The organism is Mesorhizobium sp. M4B.F.Ca.ET.214.01.1.1 (assembly GCF_004791545.1).
GTDB classification, from domain to species: domain Bacteria; phylum Pseudomonadota; class Alphaproteobacteria; order Rhizobiales; family Rhizobiaceae; genus Mesorhizobium; species Mesorhizobium abyssinicae.
The window spans coordinates 226018-241600 of sequence record NZ_SRUX01000006.1 but is presented as its reverse complement, the minus strand read 5'-3'; the positions used below and the strand labels follow the sequence as shown (position 1 = coordinate 241600).

Annotated in this window: 9 protein-coding genes and 5 pseudogenes; 6 read left to right on the top strand and 8 right to left on the bottom strand. The window is 60.6% G+C overall.

Going from position 1 to position 15583, the window contains the following annotated elements; translation table 11 throughout:
* Positions 1–428: 428 nt before the first annotated feature.
* Positions 429–899, top strand: coding sequence for a MucR family transcriptional regulator (locus tag EN857_RS14660; protein ID WP_029354830.1), 471 nt, complete (start codon positions 429–431; stop codon positions 897–899).
* A gap of 222 nt (positions 900–1121) precedes the next feature.
* Here EN857_RS14660 and EN857_RS14655 read toward each other — a convergent pair whose 3' ends face one another.
* Positions 1122–1334 (bottom strand): cold-shock protein, encoded by a 213-nt coding sequence (locus EN857_RS14655; protein WP_008874821.1) that lies wholly within the window; start codon positions 1332–1334, stop codon positions 1122–1124.
* Positions 1335–3023: 1689 nt separating this feature from the next.
* Between EN857_RS14655 and EN857_RS14650 the strand changes: the two are divergent.
* The 3 genes and pseudogenes from EN857_RS14650 to EN857_RS14640 all read left to right on the top strand — a co-directional run.
* Positions 3024–4328, top strand: a pseudogene (locus EN857_RS14650) (pitrilysin family protein); the annotation flags it as partial.
* A gap of 9 nt (positions 4329–4337) precedes the next feature.
* Entirely contained in the window at positions 4338–5603 is a 1266-nt protein-coding gene (locus EN857_RS14645) for a pitrilysin family protein (protein WP_348629325.1), read from the top strand.
* Between the two features lie 405 nt (positions 5604–6008).
* Complete coding sequence (locus EN857_RS14640; protein WP_135858819.1) at positions 6009–7484, top strand: NAD-dependent succinate-semialdehyde dehydrogenase; 1476 nt, start codon at positions 6009–6011, stop codon at positions 7482–7484.
* Between the two features lie 738 nt (positions 7485–8222).
* Here EN857_RS14640 and EN857_RS14635 read toward each other — a convergent pair.
* A pseudogene (locus EN857_RS14635) lies at positions 8223–9355 on the bottom strand (IS256 family transposase).
* Positions 9356–9653: 298 nt separating this feature from the next.
* Complete coding sequence (locus EN857_RS14630) at positions 9654–10169, bottom strand: DUF2285 domain-containing protein (protein ID WP_245329899.1); 516 nt, start codon at positions 10167–10169, stop codon at positions 9654–9656.
* An 815-nt stretch (positions 10170–10984) separates the two neighbouring features.
* On the opposite strand from EN857_RS14630, the gene EN857_RS14625 reads away from it, so the two are divergent.
* Positions 10985–11461, top strand: coding sequence for a transposase (locus EN857_RS14625; RefSeq protein WP_281007607.1), 477 nt, complete (start codon positions 10985–10987; stop codon positions 11459–11461).
* Positions 11462–12011: 550 nt separating this feature from the next.
* Positions 12012–12671, top strand: a complete 660-nt coding sequence (locus EN857_RS14620) for a tyrosine-type recombinase/integrase (protein WP_135897638.1) — start codon at positions 12012–12014, stop codon at positions 12669–12671.
* Here the strand turns inward: EN857_RS14620 and EN857_RS14615 are convergent.
* The 5 genes and pseudogenes from EN857_RS14615 to EN857_RS35245 all read right to left on the bottom strand — a co-directional run.
* Entirely contained in the window at positions 12634–13269 is a 636-nt protein-coding gene (locus EN857_RS14615) for a hypothetical protein (RefSeq protein WP_127239674.1), read from the bottom strand. The two genes, EN857_RS14620 and EN857_RS14615, sit on opposite strands and share 38 nt — an antisense overlap.
* Before the next feature lie 192 nt (positions 13270–13461).
* Positions 13462–13779, bottom strand: a pseudogene (locus tag EN857_RS35700) (ATP-binding protein); the annotation flags it as partial.
* Positions 13712–13992: pseudogene (locus EN857_RS35695) on the bottom strand (IS21 family transposase); the annotation flags it as partial. The pseudogenes EN857_RS35695 and EN857_RS35700, both read right to left, overlap by 68 nt.
* A gap of 529 nt (positions 13993–14521) precedes the next feature.
* Positions 14522–15157, bottom strand: a complete 636-nt coding sequence (locus EN857_RS14595; RefSeq protein WP_127239674.1) for a hypothetical protein — start codon at positions 15155–15157, stop codon at positions 14522–14524.
* 192 nt (positions 15158–15349) lie between these two features.
* Positions 15350–15583 (bottom strand): annotated as a pseudogene (locus EN857_RS35245) (ATP-binding protein); the annotation flags it as partial.

Sequence of the window (15583 nt, the reverse complement as noted above, 5' to 3'; positions counted from 1 at the left end):
ATTCCCCGGCTCGAGACGCGCTCGGCTCCCATCATAGATGGCCTCTGAAGAGAGCCATATCTGCGCAAAGCTGTTGCTCCAGATCTGGCCGGCAGAGGTCGGCAGGAGAGCCGGATGACATCTCTCGGCCACCCGCAAGGCCATCCGCCTCGCTTCGTTGCCAGAGCGCCTTCGTGGTTGCCACGCGAGATACGCTCAGGATGGATTTGATTAATTCACGCGCGAATGCCTGCCTCTAACTTGGGGCAGGCGCGACCGCTCCCATAATGCAATACGCTGCCTCTAGGCCGATGGACGATGACGGGATACGTCCCCGAGACTTCAATGGTGGGGAGCAGCGCACCCGTCGATCCATTTGCTTTCAGCGGCAACCGCCACTATGTAGCGACACTTCGCCCGACTGTGTTTCAAGCTGCCCGGAGAAGTTTATGACAGAAGAAGCCCACAACACCGACATCCTCATCGAGCTCACTGCCGATGTTGTATCAGCCTACGTCTCCAACAACCCCGTCCCGGCGGGGGAGCTTCCTGCCCTGATCGCCCAAGTGCACGGGGCTCTAAAAGGCACGGCCGGACTAATACCGGCAGAAGAGCCTGTGCCTGTGAAAAAACCTGCTGTCCCGATCAAAAAGTCGATCGAACCGGACTACATCATTAGCCTTGAAGACGGCAAGAAATTCAAATCGCTAAAGCGCCATCTGTCGACGCACTATGGTCTGACCCCGGACGAATATCGCGCCAAATGGGGTCTGCCGTCGGATTATCCGATGGTGGCGCCGAACTACGCCGCTACGCGCTCCGCCTTGGCCAAGACCATAGGACTCGGCCGCAAACCGAAAGAGCCGGAAGCCCCGGTGCCGGCGCCGGCGAAACGGACCCGCAAAAAGGTCGCAGCCTAAATCCGTATCAACAGTCGTTCGGGACGCGCGGCAGCCGTAGGCCCAATCTGCGCGGAATCAAAAGGCGGGGACGAGCCCCGCCTTTCCCGTCCAAGAGCCTCATTCCAGAGGAATTCGCGACGGCTCCAGCAATCGCTGCCGCGGCATTACCTGGTTGCATGCTCCGGCCGTGTTTCGAGCCGGTCAATGCGTCCGGAGTATGCCGCATCCTTGCCGCACGCGTTAGCCAGCCTTGCTGAGGCTGCCTGCAGAGGACTTGCCGGTGCGGCGATCCTGTTCGACCTCGTAGTTTATCTTCTGGCCCTCATTAAGGGTCGACAGGCCCGCTCGTTCAACAGCGGAAATGTGGACAAAGACATCCTGACCGCCGTTGTCGGGCTGAATAAAACCAAAACCCTTGGTGCTGTTGAACCACTTCACCGTTCCAGTCGCCATATATCCATTCCTTTGTAACAAGTCGCAACTTAGGCAGGCCATTCACGCCAGCCTGATTTGTACACGAGACTTTAGGCGCAGCAAAATCGGAAAATTGCAAGGCCCACTCGACCGCCTGATCTCCAGCAGCACCTGCCACACACGCGAGGCGCGTGCCAGACGAGGCGTATGCCAGACGTTTCGTCGTGCGCTGTCGCTCAAACGTCGACAGAAACAATGACCCAACCCTGCAAACTCGGCACATCTTGTGGACGTGCTTGGGTCGCTGCTCGACCGCAATACCCGCTCCCGACCGATATCGTCGGCCAAAATGACGACGTTTTTGTCATCAGACCGAAAGATCAGGCGCGCAGCGACACTGCACACTCAAACCGAGACCCGCGAACCTCGATTAGCTTCGGCCTGCTACGAAGCGCGGTTGCCTGCTTCTGAGGCGGGCCATTGTCGGTTTGAATCAACTGTCGGGTTCGGAACCCCAGACTGTCGGCAAGTTGACAATGCGCGTTCAGACGGCACAAACCACCCGATCGATTGTGAGCGAGATGGTTTGGCAGATTGAGCAAGGGCGGGACTCAGCTATGCCGCCCAGGCTGCTGACAAGGCCAAAGCAGCGTAGGTGCGGAGTGAAATCCAAGGTCCACATGGGTCGTCGCGCGTCCCGTGCGCCTGGGAAGGCGCCGGCCCGGCCAAGCTTTTCCCAGATCGTCCGGATGACGCAAGCTTCGCTGAGCGTCAATGAACGTTCGGGCGATGACCAAAGGCGTCGTGCGTTGCAATCTGGACTGTCCAGGATATCAGGAGTTCCATGGCCTCAGCCCGCTTGGCTGGCCACACTTGAAGCTCCAACATACCGGCTGGCACAGGCCAATTGGACTCTGCGCTGCCCTCAATGCGCTGGTGGCACGGTCAATGCTTGTCTATCGATCCGGCCGCCCATGCGTGATGCTGTCGGTCGACGTTCGCAAACCAGACCCTCGGCGAACCCAGCGAAGGGGCTCGCCGGTACGACGAGGGACCTTACCTCTTTATGCGCGGCATCATTGTCGAGGATGACATGTTGCCTTACACGTCGTCCCCTCGCGCTCGGGGCTTTGAGGGGCGGATGAAGTCCTGATGGCGGTGGCACTGCTGCATGTTTGCGTAAGACCCATCAGTCACGATCGCGTTGTCCTTCGATGTCGCGGTGCTGATAGGCGGGCAGATCGGTGTGCGCGGCGCCCGCCAAAGGATCGTCGTCACGCCGGAGGAGGCGAGCGCCGTAGCCGGCGCGCCGGCGAAAGGCGCTTTCTGTCGGATGCCCGACAATGTCGGATATCGCAAGTATCAAGGTTGGATCAAACCTTGCAAATCGGGGCTTTCTTACTTGGCACGGCGCATGCTCAGGTATCCGCAAACACCCAATGGATAACGAGCAGACTTCCCATGGCCTCACCAAAATACTGCCGAACGTTCCCCGGACGCATCCAAAGATGAGGCCCGCGTCAGGCCCGGCAACACGCTGACGGCTCATCTGGCTCGGCGTCGCGTGCCGATCCACTTTCTCCCAATAGGCGTCGGGAGACATAGAGCCTTCAAAATGAGGAACAAATCACTTTGCCAGGAACCCAGCCCATAATCCCACTCTCCCTATCAGAACTACCAAGCAAGCCCCGCACTCACGGGCTTCGCAGGACGTCCGTTGCGACCGAGTTGGGCGGCGCGAGGACGGCTCCGATCCCCGTCGCATGGGAGGACGGCAAGGCGACGGATTTCGTGCTCGACAACGGCATGGAGGTGGTCGTCATTCCCAACCACCGGGCGCCGATCGTCACCCACATGGTGTGGTACAAGATCGGCAGCGCCGACGAGCCGCCGGGCAAATCCGGCATTGCCCATTTTTTCGAGCATCTGATGTTCAAGGCGACGACCAACCATGCGGCCGGCGAATTCGACCGCGCAGTGTTCGAGATCGGCGGCTCGCAAAATGCCTTCACCTCCTCCGACTACACCGCCTTCTATCAGACAGTGGCGCCGTCGGCGCTCGAGCTGATGATGAGCTTCGAGGCCGACCGAATGCGAAACCTCATCCTCACCGACGATGTCGTCAAGACCGAGCGCGACGTGGTCATCGAGGAGCGCCGCTCAAGCACCGACACCAACCCGCAGGACGTGCTCCATGAGGAGATCGACGCGACGCTGTGGCAGAACCAGCCCTATCGCATCCCGATCATCGGCTGGATGCAGGAGATCGAGCAGCTGAACCGCGTCGACGCCACCGCCTTCTATGAAAAATACTACTGGCCCAACAACTCCGTGCTGATCGTGGCCGGCGATGTCGAGCCGGAGACGGTGAAGGTGCTGGCCGAGAAGACCTATGGCAAGGTGGCGCGCGGGCCCGACCTGCCGCCGCGCATCCGGCCGGTTGAGCCCGAGCAGAACACCAGGCGCACCGTCACGCTCTCCGACGCCCGCGTCAGCGTGCCCAGTTTTTCGACGCAGTGGGTGGTGCCGTCTTACCATACCGCCAAGCCGGGCGAGGCCGAAGCGCTCGACCTGCTGTCCGAAATTCTCGGCGGCGGTAACCGCAGCCGGCTCTACCAGGCGCTCGCTGTCCAGCAAGGTATCGCTTCCAGCGCCTGCGCCTATTTCCAGGGCACCATGCTCGACGACACCAGGTTCGCCATCTATGGCGCGCCGCGCGGCGATGCCAAGCTGGCCGATCTCGAAGCGGCGGCCGCTGCCGAAGTCGCTCGCATTGCCAAGGATGGTGTCAGCAGCGAGGAACTGGGCAAGGCCAAGGAGCGCTTTGTGCGCGATATGATCTTTGCCGAAGACGACCAGGACGACCTCGCCTGCATATACGGCTCGACGCTGGCCACCGGCGGCACCGTGAAAGATGTCGAGGAACGGCCGTCTCGCATCCGCAGGGTTACCGCCGCGCAAATCAAAGCAGTTGCCGCCCGCTATCTCGCGTTCGACCGTTCGACCACGGGCTATCTCTTGCCCAAGACGGAGAATGAAGAGATGACGCTCGGCGCTCAGCCCCATGCTGCGATGAACATCCAGGAGGTGAAGTCCGAAAAGGGCATGATCGCCTGGCTGGTGGAGGACCACACAGTGGAAATCGTCAACATCGGCTTTGCCTTCAACGGCGGCATCACGCAGGACCCGGTCGGGAAGGAGGGGATGGCCAATCTGATGGCCGGCCTGTTCATCGAAGGCGCCGGTAATTACGACAGCGATGCCTTCCAGATGAAGCTCGACGATGCCGGCGCCGAGATGGGTTTGGAGGCGCAAAGACACTACATCTGCGGATCGGTGTGCATGCTTCCCAAACAGCAGGACGCCGCGTTCGGCCTGCTTCGGCTCGCACTCAACGCGCCGCGCTTCGACCAGGGGCCGATCGATCGCGTCCGCGCCGAGATTGTCTCCGACATCGTCGGCAGCGAGCGCGACCCTGACGCAATCGCTCAGCGCAGATGGCTGCGCGCGATCTATGGCACGCATCCTTTTTCGAGGCCGGGAGAAGGCACAAAAGAGAGCCTCGCCGGCATCACGCCGTCCGACCTCCTCGCCTTCCACAAGGCGATTTTCGCTCGCGACGGGCTCCATATTGCCGTGGTCGGTGACATTGATGCAAACACGCTGAGGGAAAGGCTCGACCAGCTGTTTGGTGACTTGCCTGAGCAACAAACCCTCGCCCCCGTCGCCGATGTCGTACCGAAGCTCGGCCAACTGGTGGAGGAGAACTGCGACCTGCCGCAGACTTCGCTGCGATTGGCCTGGCCTGGCGTGAAGCGTAGCGCGCCGGATCACTTCGCCACCGTGCTGATGAATGACATCCTCGGCGGCTCGGGCATGACTTCCCGCCTTTTCGAGGAGGTGCGCGAAAAACGCGGCCTTGCCTATCACGTCAGCTCTGAACTGACCCTTGACAAGCTTCTGGTTACGACAGAGACACGCTCGGACTGCGCCGCCCAAACGCTGAGCATCGTGCGAGATGTGGTAAAGCAGATGGCGCAGCAAGGACCGACCGGGGCCGAGCTCAAGGCGGCGAAGAAGCACCTGATCGGCACCTATGCCATTGACCGTCTGGGCTCGACCAGCTCGATTGCAGACCGGCTCCTGGATTTGCAGATTCACAAGGCCGACGTCGACTACAACCAGCGTCGCGCCCGCAGCATCGGTCGGGTGACGCTCAAACAGGTCAAGGCGGCGGCCAAGAAGCTGCTTTCGGCCGAGCCCGCCATTTTGGTGGTCGGCCCGCCGCTGGGCGGCAAGGATGAGTAAAGAAACTCATCTCGCCTTCCTTCTTCCTTGGGGCTTCTCGTGGGAAGAGCGAATATGGAGGCCGGTGGGCCAAGCAGATCATGCAGACCCGCGGAGTCGTTTCGCGGGCCTTGCGCGGCATTGGCGGTCCAGGGGCCTCTCGCCGAAACGGCGCTCCTCAGCATGTATGCCGCCTTTTGCAGAATACACTCGCACGCCACCAGCAGGCAGCGGGTGGACGAAGCAAACATCCGGCTGCTCAATCCATCAACTGATGAACCGCGGGCACTCAAACTAACGGAACTGTTGTCGTATGTTTGGTCTACCAGCTGCTTTGCCGAGGCCCTAGGACGAACCCGCTGGTGCAGAATACACACCGACGGCCTGTCGACCTGGATGTTCGCTGCGTTGAGGAGGAATCCGGTATTGCCCCTGTGCCTGCCGATGATCCGCCGTCTGAAATCCCCGCACCTGTTTGGAGCCATCGACCGCCTGCCGGCACTTGGCAGACCGGTTGGCAATAAGACGTTCGAGGTCGTCAATCCGTCGACCGGCGAAGTTTTGGCAGAGCTTCCTGATATGGGCGTGGAGGAGACACGTGCTGCGGTAGACAAGGCCTATGTTGCGCAGTCGGGGTGGGCCGCGTTGACTGCCCGAGAGCGTAGCGACGTTCTTTGGCGATGGCATCAGCTGATCATCGACCAGGCAGGCGATCTCGCCGCGATTCTGACTGCGGAAATGGGCAAGCCGCTTGCCGAAGCCATGTCAGAGGTATCGCATGCGGCGGCGTATCTGCAATGGTATGCCGAGGAGGCCAATCGCGTCTATGGCGAGACGATCTCGGCACCCTCGACAGACCGCCGAATGCTAGTGATCAAGCAGCCCATCGGCGTTGTTGGCACGATCACGCCATGGAATTTCCCGGCCTCCATGGTGGCGCGCAAAATCTCGCCGGCCTTGGCTGCGGGCTGCACGATCGTGCTCAAGCCCGCTGAACAGACGCCGCTCGTGGCTGGCGCAATGTTCGCCCTTGCCCATCAGGCCGGCTTTCCCGATGGCGTGGTCAACCTGATCTATGCGTCCGAAGGTGATCGCGTCGGCCGTGAACTCTGCACCAATTCCAAGATCCGCAAGATCAGCTTCACCGGTTCGACCGAGGTCGGGCGGCTGCTGATGCGTCAGTGCTCTGACCAGATCAAGAAGGTTAGCCTTGAGCTCGGCGGCAACGCACCTTTCATCATCTTCGATGATGCCGACATCGACGCTGCTGTTGACGGTGCGATCCAGGCGAAGTTTCGCAATGCCGGCCAGACCTGCGTTTCGGCGAACCGTATTTACGTCCAATCGAGCGTTCACGATGAGTTCGTCAAGAAATTCGTGGAGAAAGTCCGGCACTTGTCGGTTGGCGACGGATTCGGTGCCGGAGTAGACATCGGACCGCTCATCGACAGGCATGCTCTGGCCAAGATCGAGTCTCACATCGCAGATGCCATTGCGAAAGGCGGCACAATACGATGTGGGGGCCAACGTATCGGCAAGAATGGCACGTTTTTCGAACCCACGGTCCTCACCGAGATTTCCAGCGTCATGGCAGTCGCGCAAGAGGAGACATTCGGGCCGCTGGCGCCGATCATTCGCTTCAACGATGCGGACCAGGTCGTGCGCGAAGCCAATGACACGATCTACGGCCTTGCCGCATACTTCTATGCGTCCAACATGAAGCGGGTCTGGCGTGTGGCAGAGGCTCTGGAATATGGCATGGTTGGCATAAACACGGGACGCATGTCCTCGGAGGCGGCACCGTTTGGCGGCATGAAGCAATCCGGCATCGGGCGGGAGGGTTCCCGCCATGGCCTCGAGGACTATCTGGAAATGAAATATCTCTGCATGGGCGGGATTTGAAACCTGCTGCACTGTCTCTCCGCCCACCGGCCGCCCACCGGGGGCGGCCTGCGGTCAATGCCGCCACCTAATTTGAAGTTCCAAACGCCGTTGACCTGAAACACGGATGCCCGGCAGGAGACTGAGCTCGCTGCCGGGCCGGACATGCCTTGGGAGGGCATAAGTCAGCGCTCCTAGGGCCGATGGGGCCACTCAGTTCGTGCGCCTTTTGCCGATTGCGTTGCATGTGCCGTGCCAAGCCAAAAAGCATTGATAAACCGCCGATGGATCAGCTTTTGCCCTGTTGCGCACTCTACATTGTGGGATATGCGACAATGCCCAAGCGGTTGGATCGTCGTGTTGCAGACCCCCAGACGGGTCATGATTGCTATTCTTAGGACAGTGCGCAGCAAGCGCTACCCGCTGTACTACAGGCACACCATTTCCATAATCAAGCGGTGAGTGCGATGTCTGACCGAGCTGTCGGTCCAGGGGACAGTGTTAAGTTCTAAATCCCTCCATACAGTTGCACCTTCAACGATCGCCGGTCCAACAGGTCTGCATGTCCGGACTCAAAGGATCTTGGCTGCTATGGCGACATTGCGGTGCACGCCGCTTTCCGACCACTGATGTGGGTCCAGTTCGAGGCCGGCCCTAATGAACCACCGCCTTGGCACCCTCGCCGATCTCGATCGTGCCCACTGGCGTGGTGTAGGTAACGGCATTGGTCGCCGTGCTCTCCGGCAAGGGCCGGACTAATCAGCGCGCCACTGCCGGCAGGCTGATGAGCGGATCATCGCTCATCTGGCTGATGGTCTCAAGGGTCATGTAGCGGGCCCGCTGCACGGCCCATTCATCCGACGACCTCGGTCCTGCGCTTGATCTCGCCGTTGAGGCGCTCGATCGGGTGTGGTGCTATGCAGCTTGGCACGGTGCTCCTTGGGGAAAGTCATGTAGGCAAGCACGTCGGTTTCGGCGTCGTCCTTGATTGTCGCCAGCTTCGGCACCCTCGGCCGGATCTGGTCGGCGACGGCGCGCCACTGCGTGCTTGCGGCCTCGGGCGTTTCCTGGGCGGTGGCGATGAAAGCGGAGACGACGCGGCGCCTGCTCTTGCCGGCATGAGCCAGCACGTTCCTCATGAAGTGGACGCGGCACCTCTGCCATGTCGCGCACAGCACCTTGGTGACGGCCGCCTTGATGCCTTCATGGGCATCGGAGACGACCAGCTTGACGCCGCGCAGGCCGCGACGGGTCAGCTTGCGCAAAAACTCCGTCCAGATCGGCTCGGCCTCAGACGTGCCGACCTCCATGCCCAGCACTTCGCGCCGGCCGTCTGCGTTGACACCGACGGCGATGATGACGGCGACCGAGACGATGCGTCCGCCGCGGCGCACCTTCAGGTAGGTGGCATCGATCCACAGATAGGGCCAGTCGCCCTCGATGGGCCTGTCGAGGAAGGCCTTCACCTTGCCGTCGATCTCCTCGCACAGCCGGCTGACCTGGCTCTTGGAGACGCCGCTCATGCCCATCGCCTTGACCAGGTCGTCGACCGAGCGCGTCGAGATACCCTGGACGTAGGCCTCCTGGATGACGGCGATCAGCGCCTTCTCGGCCATGCGCCGCGGCTCAAGGAAGCTCGGGAAGTAAGAGCCCTTCCTGAGCTTGGGGATGCGCAGCTCGACGGTGCCGGCCCGCGTCTCCCAGTCTCTGTCGCGGTAGCCGTTGCGCTGGACAAGCCGCAGCGGGTTCTTCTCGCCATGGGCCGCGCCGGTGGCGGCGCCCACCTCCAGCTCCATCAGCCGCTCGGCGGCAAAGCCGATCATCTCGCGCAGGATATCGGCATCGGGGGTCTTCTCTACGAGCGTGCGCAGGTTCATCATGTCGTTGGTCATCGGTGGTTCCTTCGAATCAGGTTGTGTCAGCAACCCAACCCTACCGAAGAACATCGATGACCGCCGCTGCGCCGCTCGCTCGCTACAGCGCTGTTGAGGGCGCGCTCGCGAGCGGCTTCGCTATCGCCGACCTACACCACGCGGTGGGACACGACCCCGATCTCATTTCGGCATCGACAAGTTAGGCCAGAGCGCACCTTGCAAGGCGCCATGCAGACCTGTCGGCGGGCGAACTGTTGGTGACGGGTCAGCTGCGAGCGAACGTCATCCACTGACGCACAGCGTGGACTGTCGCTTTTCAAATTAGGAAATCTCTGTAGCCACCATTCATGAGCGCGCGGCCACGCGAGACGGCCCGACGGATGCGGTCGCGCAGATGATCGCGAGGATCCGCCCAGTCGGCATGGACGCGCCGTTGACCGATGAGAACTTCGGCGAGCTCGCGATGTGGTGCTCCGGCGAGCGAACCGTCGAGCGCACGAAGAACGAAGGACAAACGGACGCCACGCTTTTCCGGCGCAAACAAGCGGGGGGGCAACTGTTGCCCTAGACTGAGAGCATTGAGGCACTCCAGTCCCCTCAGTCGATGCTTTAAAAGCACCGCGGGCCAGATGGCTTGAGTATGCAGGCAAACAGGGTGGAGGATATTCGCGCCCGAGACGGCGAGCTGCAGCGCGTGGTCCGCATTGCGAAGAAGAACATGCTGGCTCTTGTCGGGCGCCAGCAGGACGGTTGCACGACAGGGCAATGCCGAGAGTTCGAACGGCGGTGTCGGCGACGAGGCAGGCAACCGTTCCGCAATGACCGGCAGCACATGGACGCACCAGAGCGGACACCAGAATACGACCGAAGCCCGGCCACAAGACTCCGCGAAACAGAACACCCCAGCGTGACAGGTCGCCGACCGACGCGACCATATCGAGAAAGGGTTGGAGAGACCAAGTCTTGCAATGCTGGCGCGCAGCGGTCAGATCGCGCTGGAACGCCGGGTTGCGGCGTAAGAACTCCCAAGCCCACTCCCGCAGCGTCAGGCCAGCGGTGTAGTCGTATGATCTTTCATCCCGCCAATCTGCCTGATCCGCGCCAGTCAGGAGATTCATGACTGACACCCCCTGCCCGCGCCTGCGTGCGTCGAAACATTATGCCACTTCGCAAAGCACCGGCGAAGGCAGCAGACGTCGAAGGCACCTTTTTGTTGAAGCGTTCGGCATTGGCACTGGCGACGACACAAGATGTGCCCAAATTGCCACCAGACCGTCGAACGGGCACAGCGACGGCCAGCGCGACCAGGGCACGCCAAGGGAATTGATTCCGTAACGGTCATCGGCTCCTGCGTCGCGATCCAGACGTTCCTTGAAGGCGCAGTAGCGGGGCAGTGGATCGCACGCTGCTTGTCGGCAAGTTGTCGTAGCGGCGGCGCCATAGGCACGGTCATCGGAGGGTCTCCTGCGGCAAGTTTTCGCCATTGGAGGCCAATCTCCCCGCTATGGCAGCCTGTGCAGTTGCACAGGTGAAGCGGACCAATCAGGGGGAGCTATGGCGGAAACTGGGTGATGACGGTTTGAGGAGAGCGGCGTATCGAGGCGGGTGACGAAGCCTGCCAGTACCTCTCAAGGAGAGCGATACGCCATGAACGAGACTATCAACATTGTTTGCCTTCGTCAGCCCGACGAAATCGGTGATACCCTGACGGATGTACTTCGCAGCGGCGCGCGCAAATTGCTTGCGCAGGCGATCGAGATGGAAGCCGAGGCGTATGCTAAGGCGGTCGACTGCCTGACGAAGGATCAGAATGCGTCGCTGGCGTTCTACGATTTCCCCGCCGAACACTGGGATCATCTGCGAAGGTCCAATCCCATCGAAAGCGTCTTTGCGACCGTTCGCCACCGCACGGTGCGTACCAAGGGCTCGCTATCCTCGAAAACCGCCCAGCTGATGGTCTTCAAGCTGGTCATGGCCGCGGCCAGGACGTGGCGACGATTGAAAGGACAAAATCAGTTGCCGGAACTCATCGCAGGTGCCAGGTTCCTGGACGGAATCGAGGTCATCGAAAACGAAGCCGCAGAGCGCCGCTTGATCAGCCTCGTCACCCAAATTCCAGCATAGCTCCATCGGAACTGCCAGCCTTCCTTGCCGATCAGGCGCAGATCAGCGCTGACGATACCGAGGACGGCGACGGCGATCACCTCCAGGTCGCCGAGTAACGACCCTCAAAACACCGCACTGGGCCCGGCCGTCCCATCGGGCCTTTTCTGTTTCTGGACAAGGAGCAAACATATGTCCGCAAGCGACATTTACGAGAATGCCCCACCCGGGAAGCCTGATCAACTATGGTGATCGTGCCCCCAAACCGCTCGCCCGACAGGACCGTCTCATGAACGCCCTTCCCGCACGAGCCGCCGGCATTCCGGCTGGCTTCCTCGATCAGACCGCGTCCGACCGGACCAGCCGCGCCACCCGGATTCTGCATGCCGCCGACCAGATCACGCCCTTTCTCGAACGGGGTCGGCCGATCGACGCGAATGCAAGGGAGCGGGCTTTGCAAAGACCGGCAAGGCAGAATGGGATTCCTGGGAACTGGTCGAGGCCAGCCTGAACCGGTATCTTGTGCCTGCCCTCGGGAGTCGCTCTATCCACCATGTGACCGACACCGACATTGCTAACATCACCAAGAAGATCGTCGCCGGGGGTCACCCGCAAGCGGCTAACACGGCCTTCTGGTATATGCGGGCATTTTTCAACTGGTGTCGCAAACCGCCGCAACGGCTCACCGCGGTTTCCCCGCGAACGGATTGGAAAAGCCGGTACGGGCTGTGAGCCCGAACCGAGCGATATCGGCTATTCGTTCGGCCCCATCGTCAAGCTGCTCATGCTGACCGGACAGAGGCGTACGGAAGTTGCCGCGATGCGTTGGTCTGAACTCAGCCTTGAAGCCGGAACATGGGAACTATCGGGTGACCGCACGAAGAACGAAGAGCCTACGCTTATTCCGCTGTCCACACTGGCGGTGTCGGTCCCCCAGTCGTACCGAAGACCAATGACACGTTTGTTTTCCCTGCGAGGGGCAACGGCTTTGGAGAACTGGACCCTTCACGATCTGCGCAGGACGCTCGCGACAAATCTCGGCAGGCGGCAGGTATTGCCACACGTCATCGAGCACATACTGAATCACAAGGCGGCGTCCCTGACAGACATAGGCGAAATCTACAATCTCTATACCTACGTCAAGGAGAAGCGCGAGGTGTTGCAGATGTGGTCAAATCACATCGAATGGATGATCAAGCAGGCGGCGGAAATGGACGCTCTGGCGGCGTAGCTACTGGCTTGGGCGGAAGATGCGGCGCAACAATCGTCAGAGCCTCATCGAATTGGAGATCATGCTTGACCAGCAAATGCGCGGCCAATGCTTCGATGGCCGACCAGTGATCGAGTACTAGCCGGGCCGTGCGATCTTCGATCCGCCCCCAATCGGGGCGGCGCGGCATCAGGAACCGCAACTCACCATAGATTCGCTTGGCATCCGCGTAGTCGCTGCTCCCCTCATTCTCGTCGGACGCATTCATCGCCATATCGAACGGGTCCAGATAGCCTTCGAATGCGGATTCTGCAAAAGGACCTGCCAGACAAGTAACTATCTCCCGGATCGCACCATCGCGTTCCAAATATCGATCCATATCGTCCTCGAAAATCGGCTTTCGCTTCGAGGTGAATCCTTGCGCTGAATAAAAACACTTGCTCATGACAACACCAAGGTAATCTCCGTCACCGGGGTGGGGGTAAATACTAACACTTGAGAAAGCAGGGAATTCACGGTCGTCGTCGAACATCTGACGCTTCAAAACGATGCCGGCCACCGCGTGCCCGGCTTCGTGGTGCGCCACAGACGGGAGAAGATATTGGGAGGCTACATTCATGCGGTGCGGCTCTCAGGTCTAGTTTGCTTTTGCGCATAGGACCGCAACCGTCGTGCCAACTGGGAAAATCGTTTCGGACAATGCGATCGCTCCGATAGCGTTGTGTCTCCTGTCTGACATTGTTGGGAAGTCGACACGCGCCCGTCGCAATGCGGTCGACCTTCCGCGCGAGTTGGGTGACCCGTGAAGGCGGCCGACCAGGACGATGTTGCGCTGATCGGCGACGAAGGCGCCGCCGGGCGAGATCGCGCATCAGGGGTTCGGTGGCCGGCGTGTCGGCGAAGTCGAAGTCGTCGATGTCCTTGGCCAGCGGCAACTTGGCGACGGCGAACTGGTATTTGATGGAGCGGGCCTGCTTCTCCGATATCTCGGCCTGCAAGAGATCACCGACAATCCTGGGCGGCTCGTGCCGTCGCTTGATGGCGACGCGCCCATGATCTCGTCATAGGCGCTGCGCATTCCGTAGAGCTTCAGCGCTCCCATCAGTTCCAGTACCTCGGTGCGTTCCATGGCTGTTTGTCCTCCTGAGACTGTCATAGCGGGCCCAGTCGGCGACCGCTCGTGAGCTAGCTTCAGCGCCTGGGGAATGGAAAGGATCGTGCCCGGCGCCGGATCGCGGCTGCGGGCCAGGATGTTGAGGATCACCGGCGCCGACGATGCGCCGTGCTCGATGGCTTCCTGACAGGCGGCCTCGACCGCGCTCAATCCGTCGGTCAGCCCGGACCAGCCGCGCCACCCGGATTCTGCATGCCGCCGACCAGATCACGCCCTTCCTCGAACGGGGTCGGCCGATCGGTGCGAGCGCTCTTCGTCCGATCATGACCCACGCCTTCGACGGCAGCGATGCGGAGGGATGCTGGGTCTGGAAAGTTGCCGCGATGCGTTGGTCTGAACTCAACCTTGAAGCCGGAACATGGGACCTATCGGCGGACCGCACGAAGAACGAAGAGCCTACGCTTATTCCGCTGTCCACACTGGCGGTGTCGGTCCCCCAGTCGGTACCGAAGACCAATGACACGTTTGTTTTCCCTGCGAGGGGCAACGGCTTTGGAGAACTGGACCCTTCACGATCTGCGCAGGACGCTCGCGACAAATCTCGGCAGGCGGCAGGTATTGCCACACGTCATCGAGCACATACTGAATCACAAGGCGGCGTCCCTGACAGACATAGGCGAAATCTACAATCTCTATACCTACGTCAAGGAGTAGCGCGAGGTGTTGCAGATGTAGTCAAATCACATCGAATGGATGATCAAGCAGGCGGCGGAAATGGACGCTCTGGCGGCGTAGCTACTGGCTTGGGCGGAAGATGCGGCGCAACAATCGTCAGAGCCTCATCGAATTGGAGATCATGCTTGACCAGCAAATGCGCGGCCAATGCTTCGATGGCCGACCAGTGATCGAGTACTAGCCGGGCCGTGCGATCTTCGATCCGCCCCCAATCGGGGCGGCGCGGCATCAGGAACCGCAACTCACCATAGATTCGCTTGGCATCCGCGTAGTCGCTGCTCCCCTCATTCTCGTCGGACGCATTCATCGCCATATCGAACGGGTCCAGATAGCCTTCGAATGCGGATTCTGCAAAAGGACCTGCCAGACAAGTAACTATCTCCCGGATCGCACCATCGCGTTCCAAATATCGATCCATATCGTCCTCGAAAATCGGCTTTCGCTTCGAGGTGAATCCTTGCGCTGAATAAAAACACTTGCTCATGACAACACCAAGGTAATCTCCGTCACCGGGGTGGGGGTAAATACTAACACTTGAGAAAGCAGGGAATTCACGGTCGTCGTCGAACATCTGACGCTTCAAAACGATGCCGGCCACCGCGTGCCCGGCTTCGTGGTGCGCCACAGACGGGAGAAGATATTGGGAGGCTACATTCATGCGGTGCGGCTCTCAGGTCTAGTTTGCTTTTGCGCATAGGACCGCAACCGTCGTGCCAACTGGGAAAATCGTTTCGGACAATGCGATCGCTCCGATAGCGTTGTGTCTCCTGTCTGACATTGTTGGGAAGTCGACACGCGCCCGTCGCAATGCGGTCGACCTTCCGCGCGAGTTGGGTGACCCGTGAAGGCGGCCGACCAGGACGATGTTGCGCTGATCGGCGACGAAGGCGCCGCCGGGCGAGATCGCGCATCAGGGGTTCGGTGACCGGCGTGTCGGCGAAGTCGAAGTCGTCGATGTCCTTGGCCAGCGGCAACTTGGCGACGGCGAACTGGTATTTGATGGAGCGGGCCTGCTTCTCCGATATCTCGGCCTGCAAGAGATCACCGACAATCCTGGGCGGCTCGTGCCGTCGCTTGATGGCAA

What these genes read in the sequence shown, in the direction of transcription:
- EN857_RS14645 (WP_348629325.1), top strand. Translation starts at nt 4,338, where the DNA reads ATGACGCTCGGCGCTCAGCCCCATGCTGCGATGAACATCCAGGAGGTG.
- EN857_RS14615 (WP_127239674.1), bottom strand. Translation starts at nt 13,269, where the DNA reads ATGAATGTAGCCTCCCAATATCTTCTCCCGTCTGTGGCGCACCACGAA.
- EN857_RS14655 (WP_008874821.1), bottom strand. Translation starts at nt 1,334, where the DNA reads ATGGCGACTGGAACGGTGAAGTGGTTCAACAGCACCAAGGGTTTTGGT.
- EN857_RS14625 (WP_281007607.1), top strand. Translation starts at nt 10,985, where the DNA reads ATGAACGAGACTATCAACATTGTTTGCCTTCGTCAGCCCGACGAAATC.
- EN857_RS14595 (WP_127239674.1), bottom strand. Translation starts at nt 15,157, where the DNA reads ATGAATGTAGCCTCCCAATATCTTCTCCCGTCTGTGGCGCACCACGAA.
- EN857_RS14660 (WP_029354830.1), top strand. Translation starts at nt 429, where the DNA reads ATGACAGAAGAAGCCCACAACACCGACATCCTCATCGAGCTCACTGCC.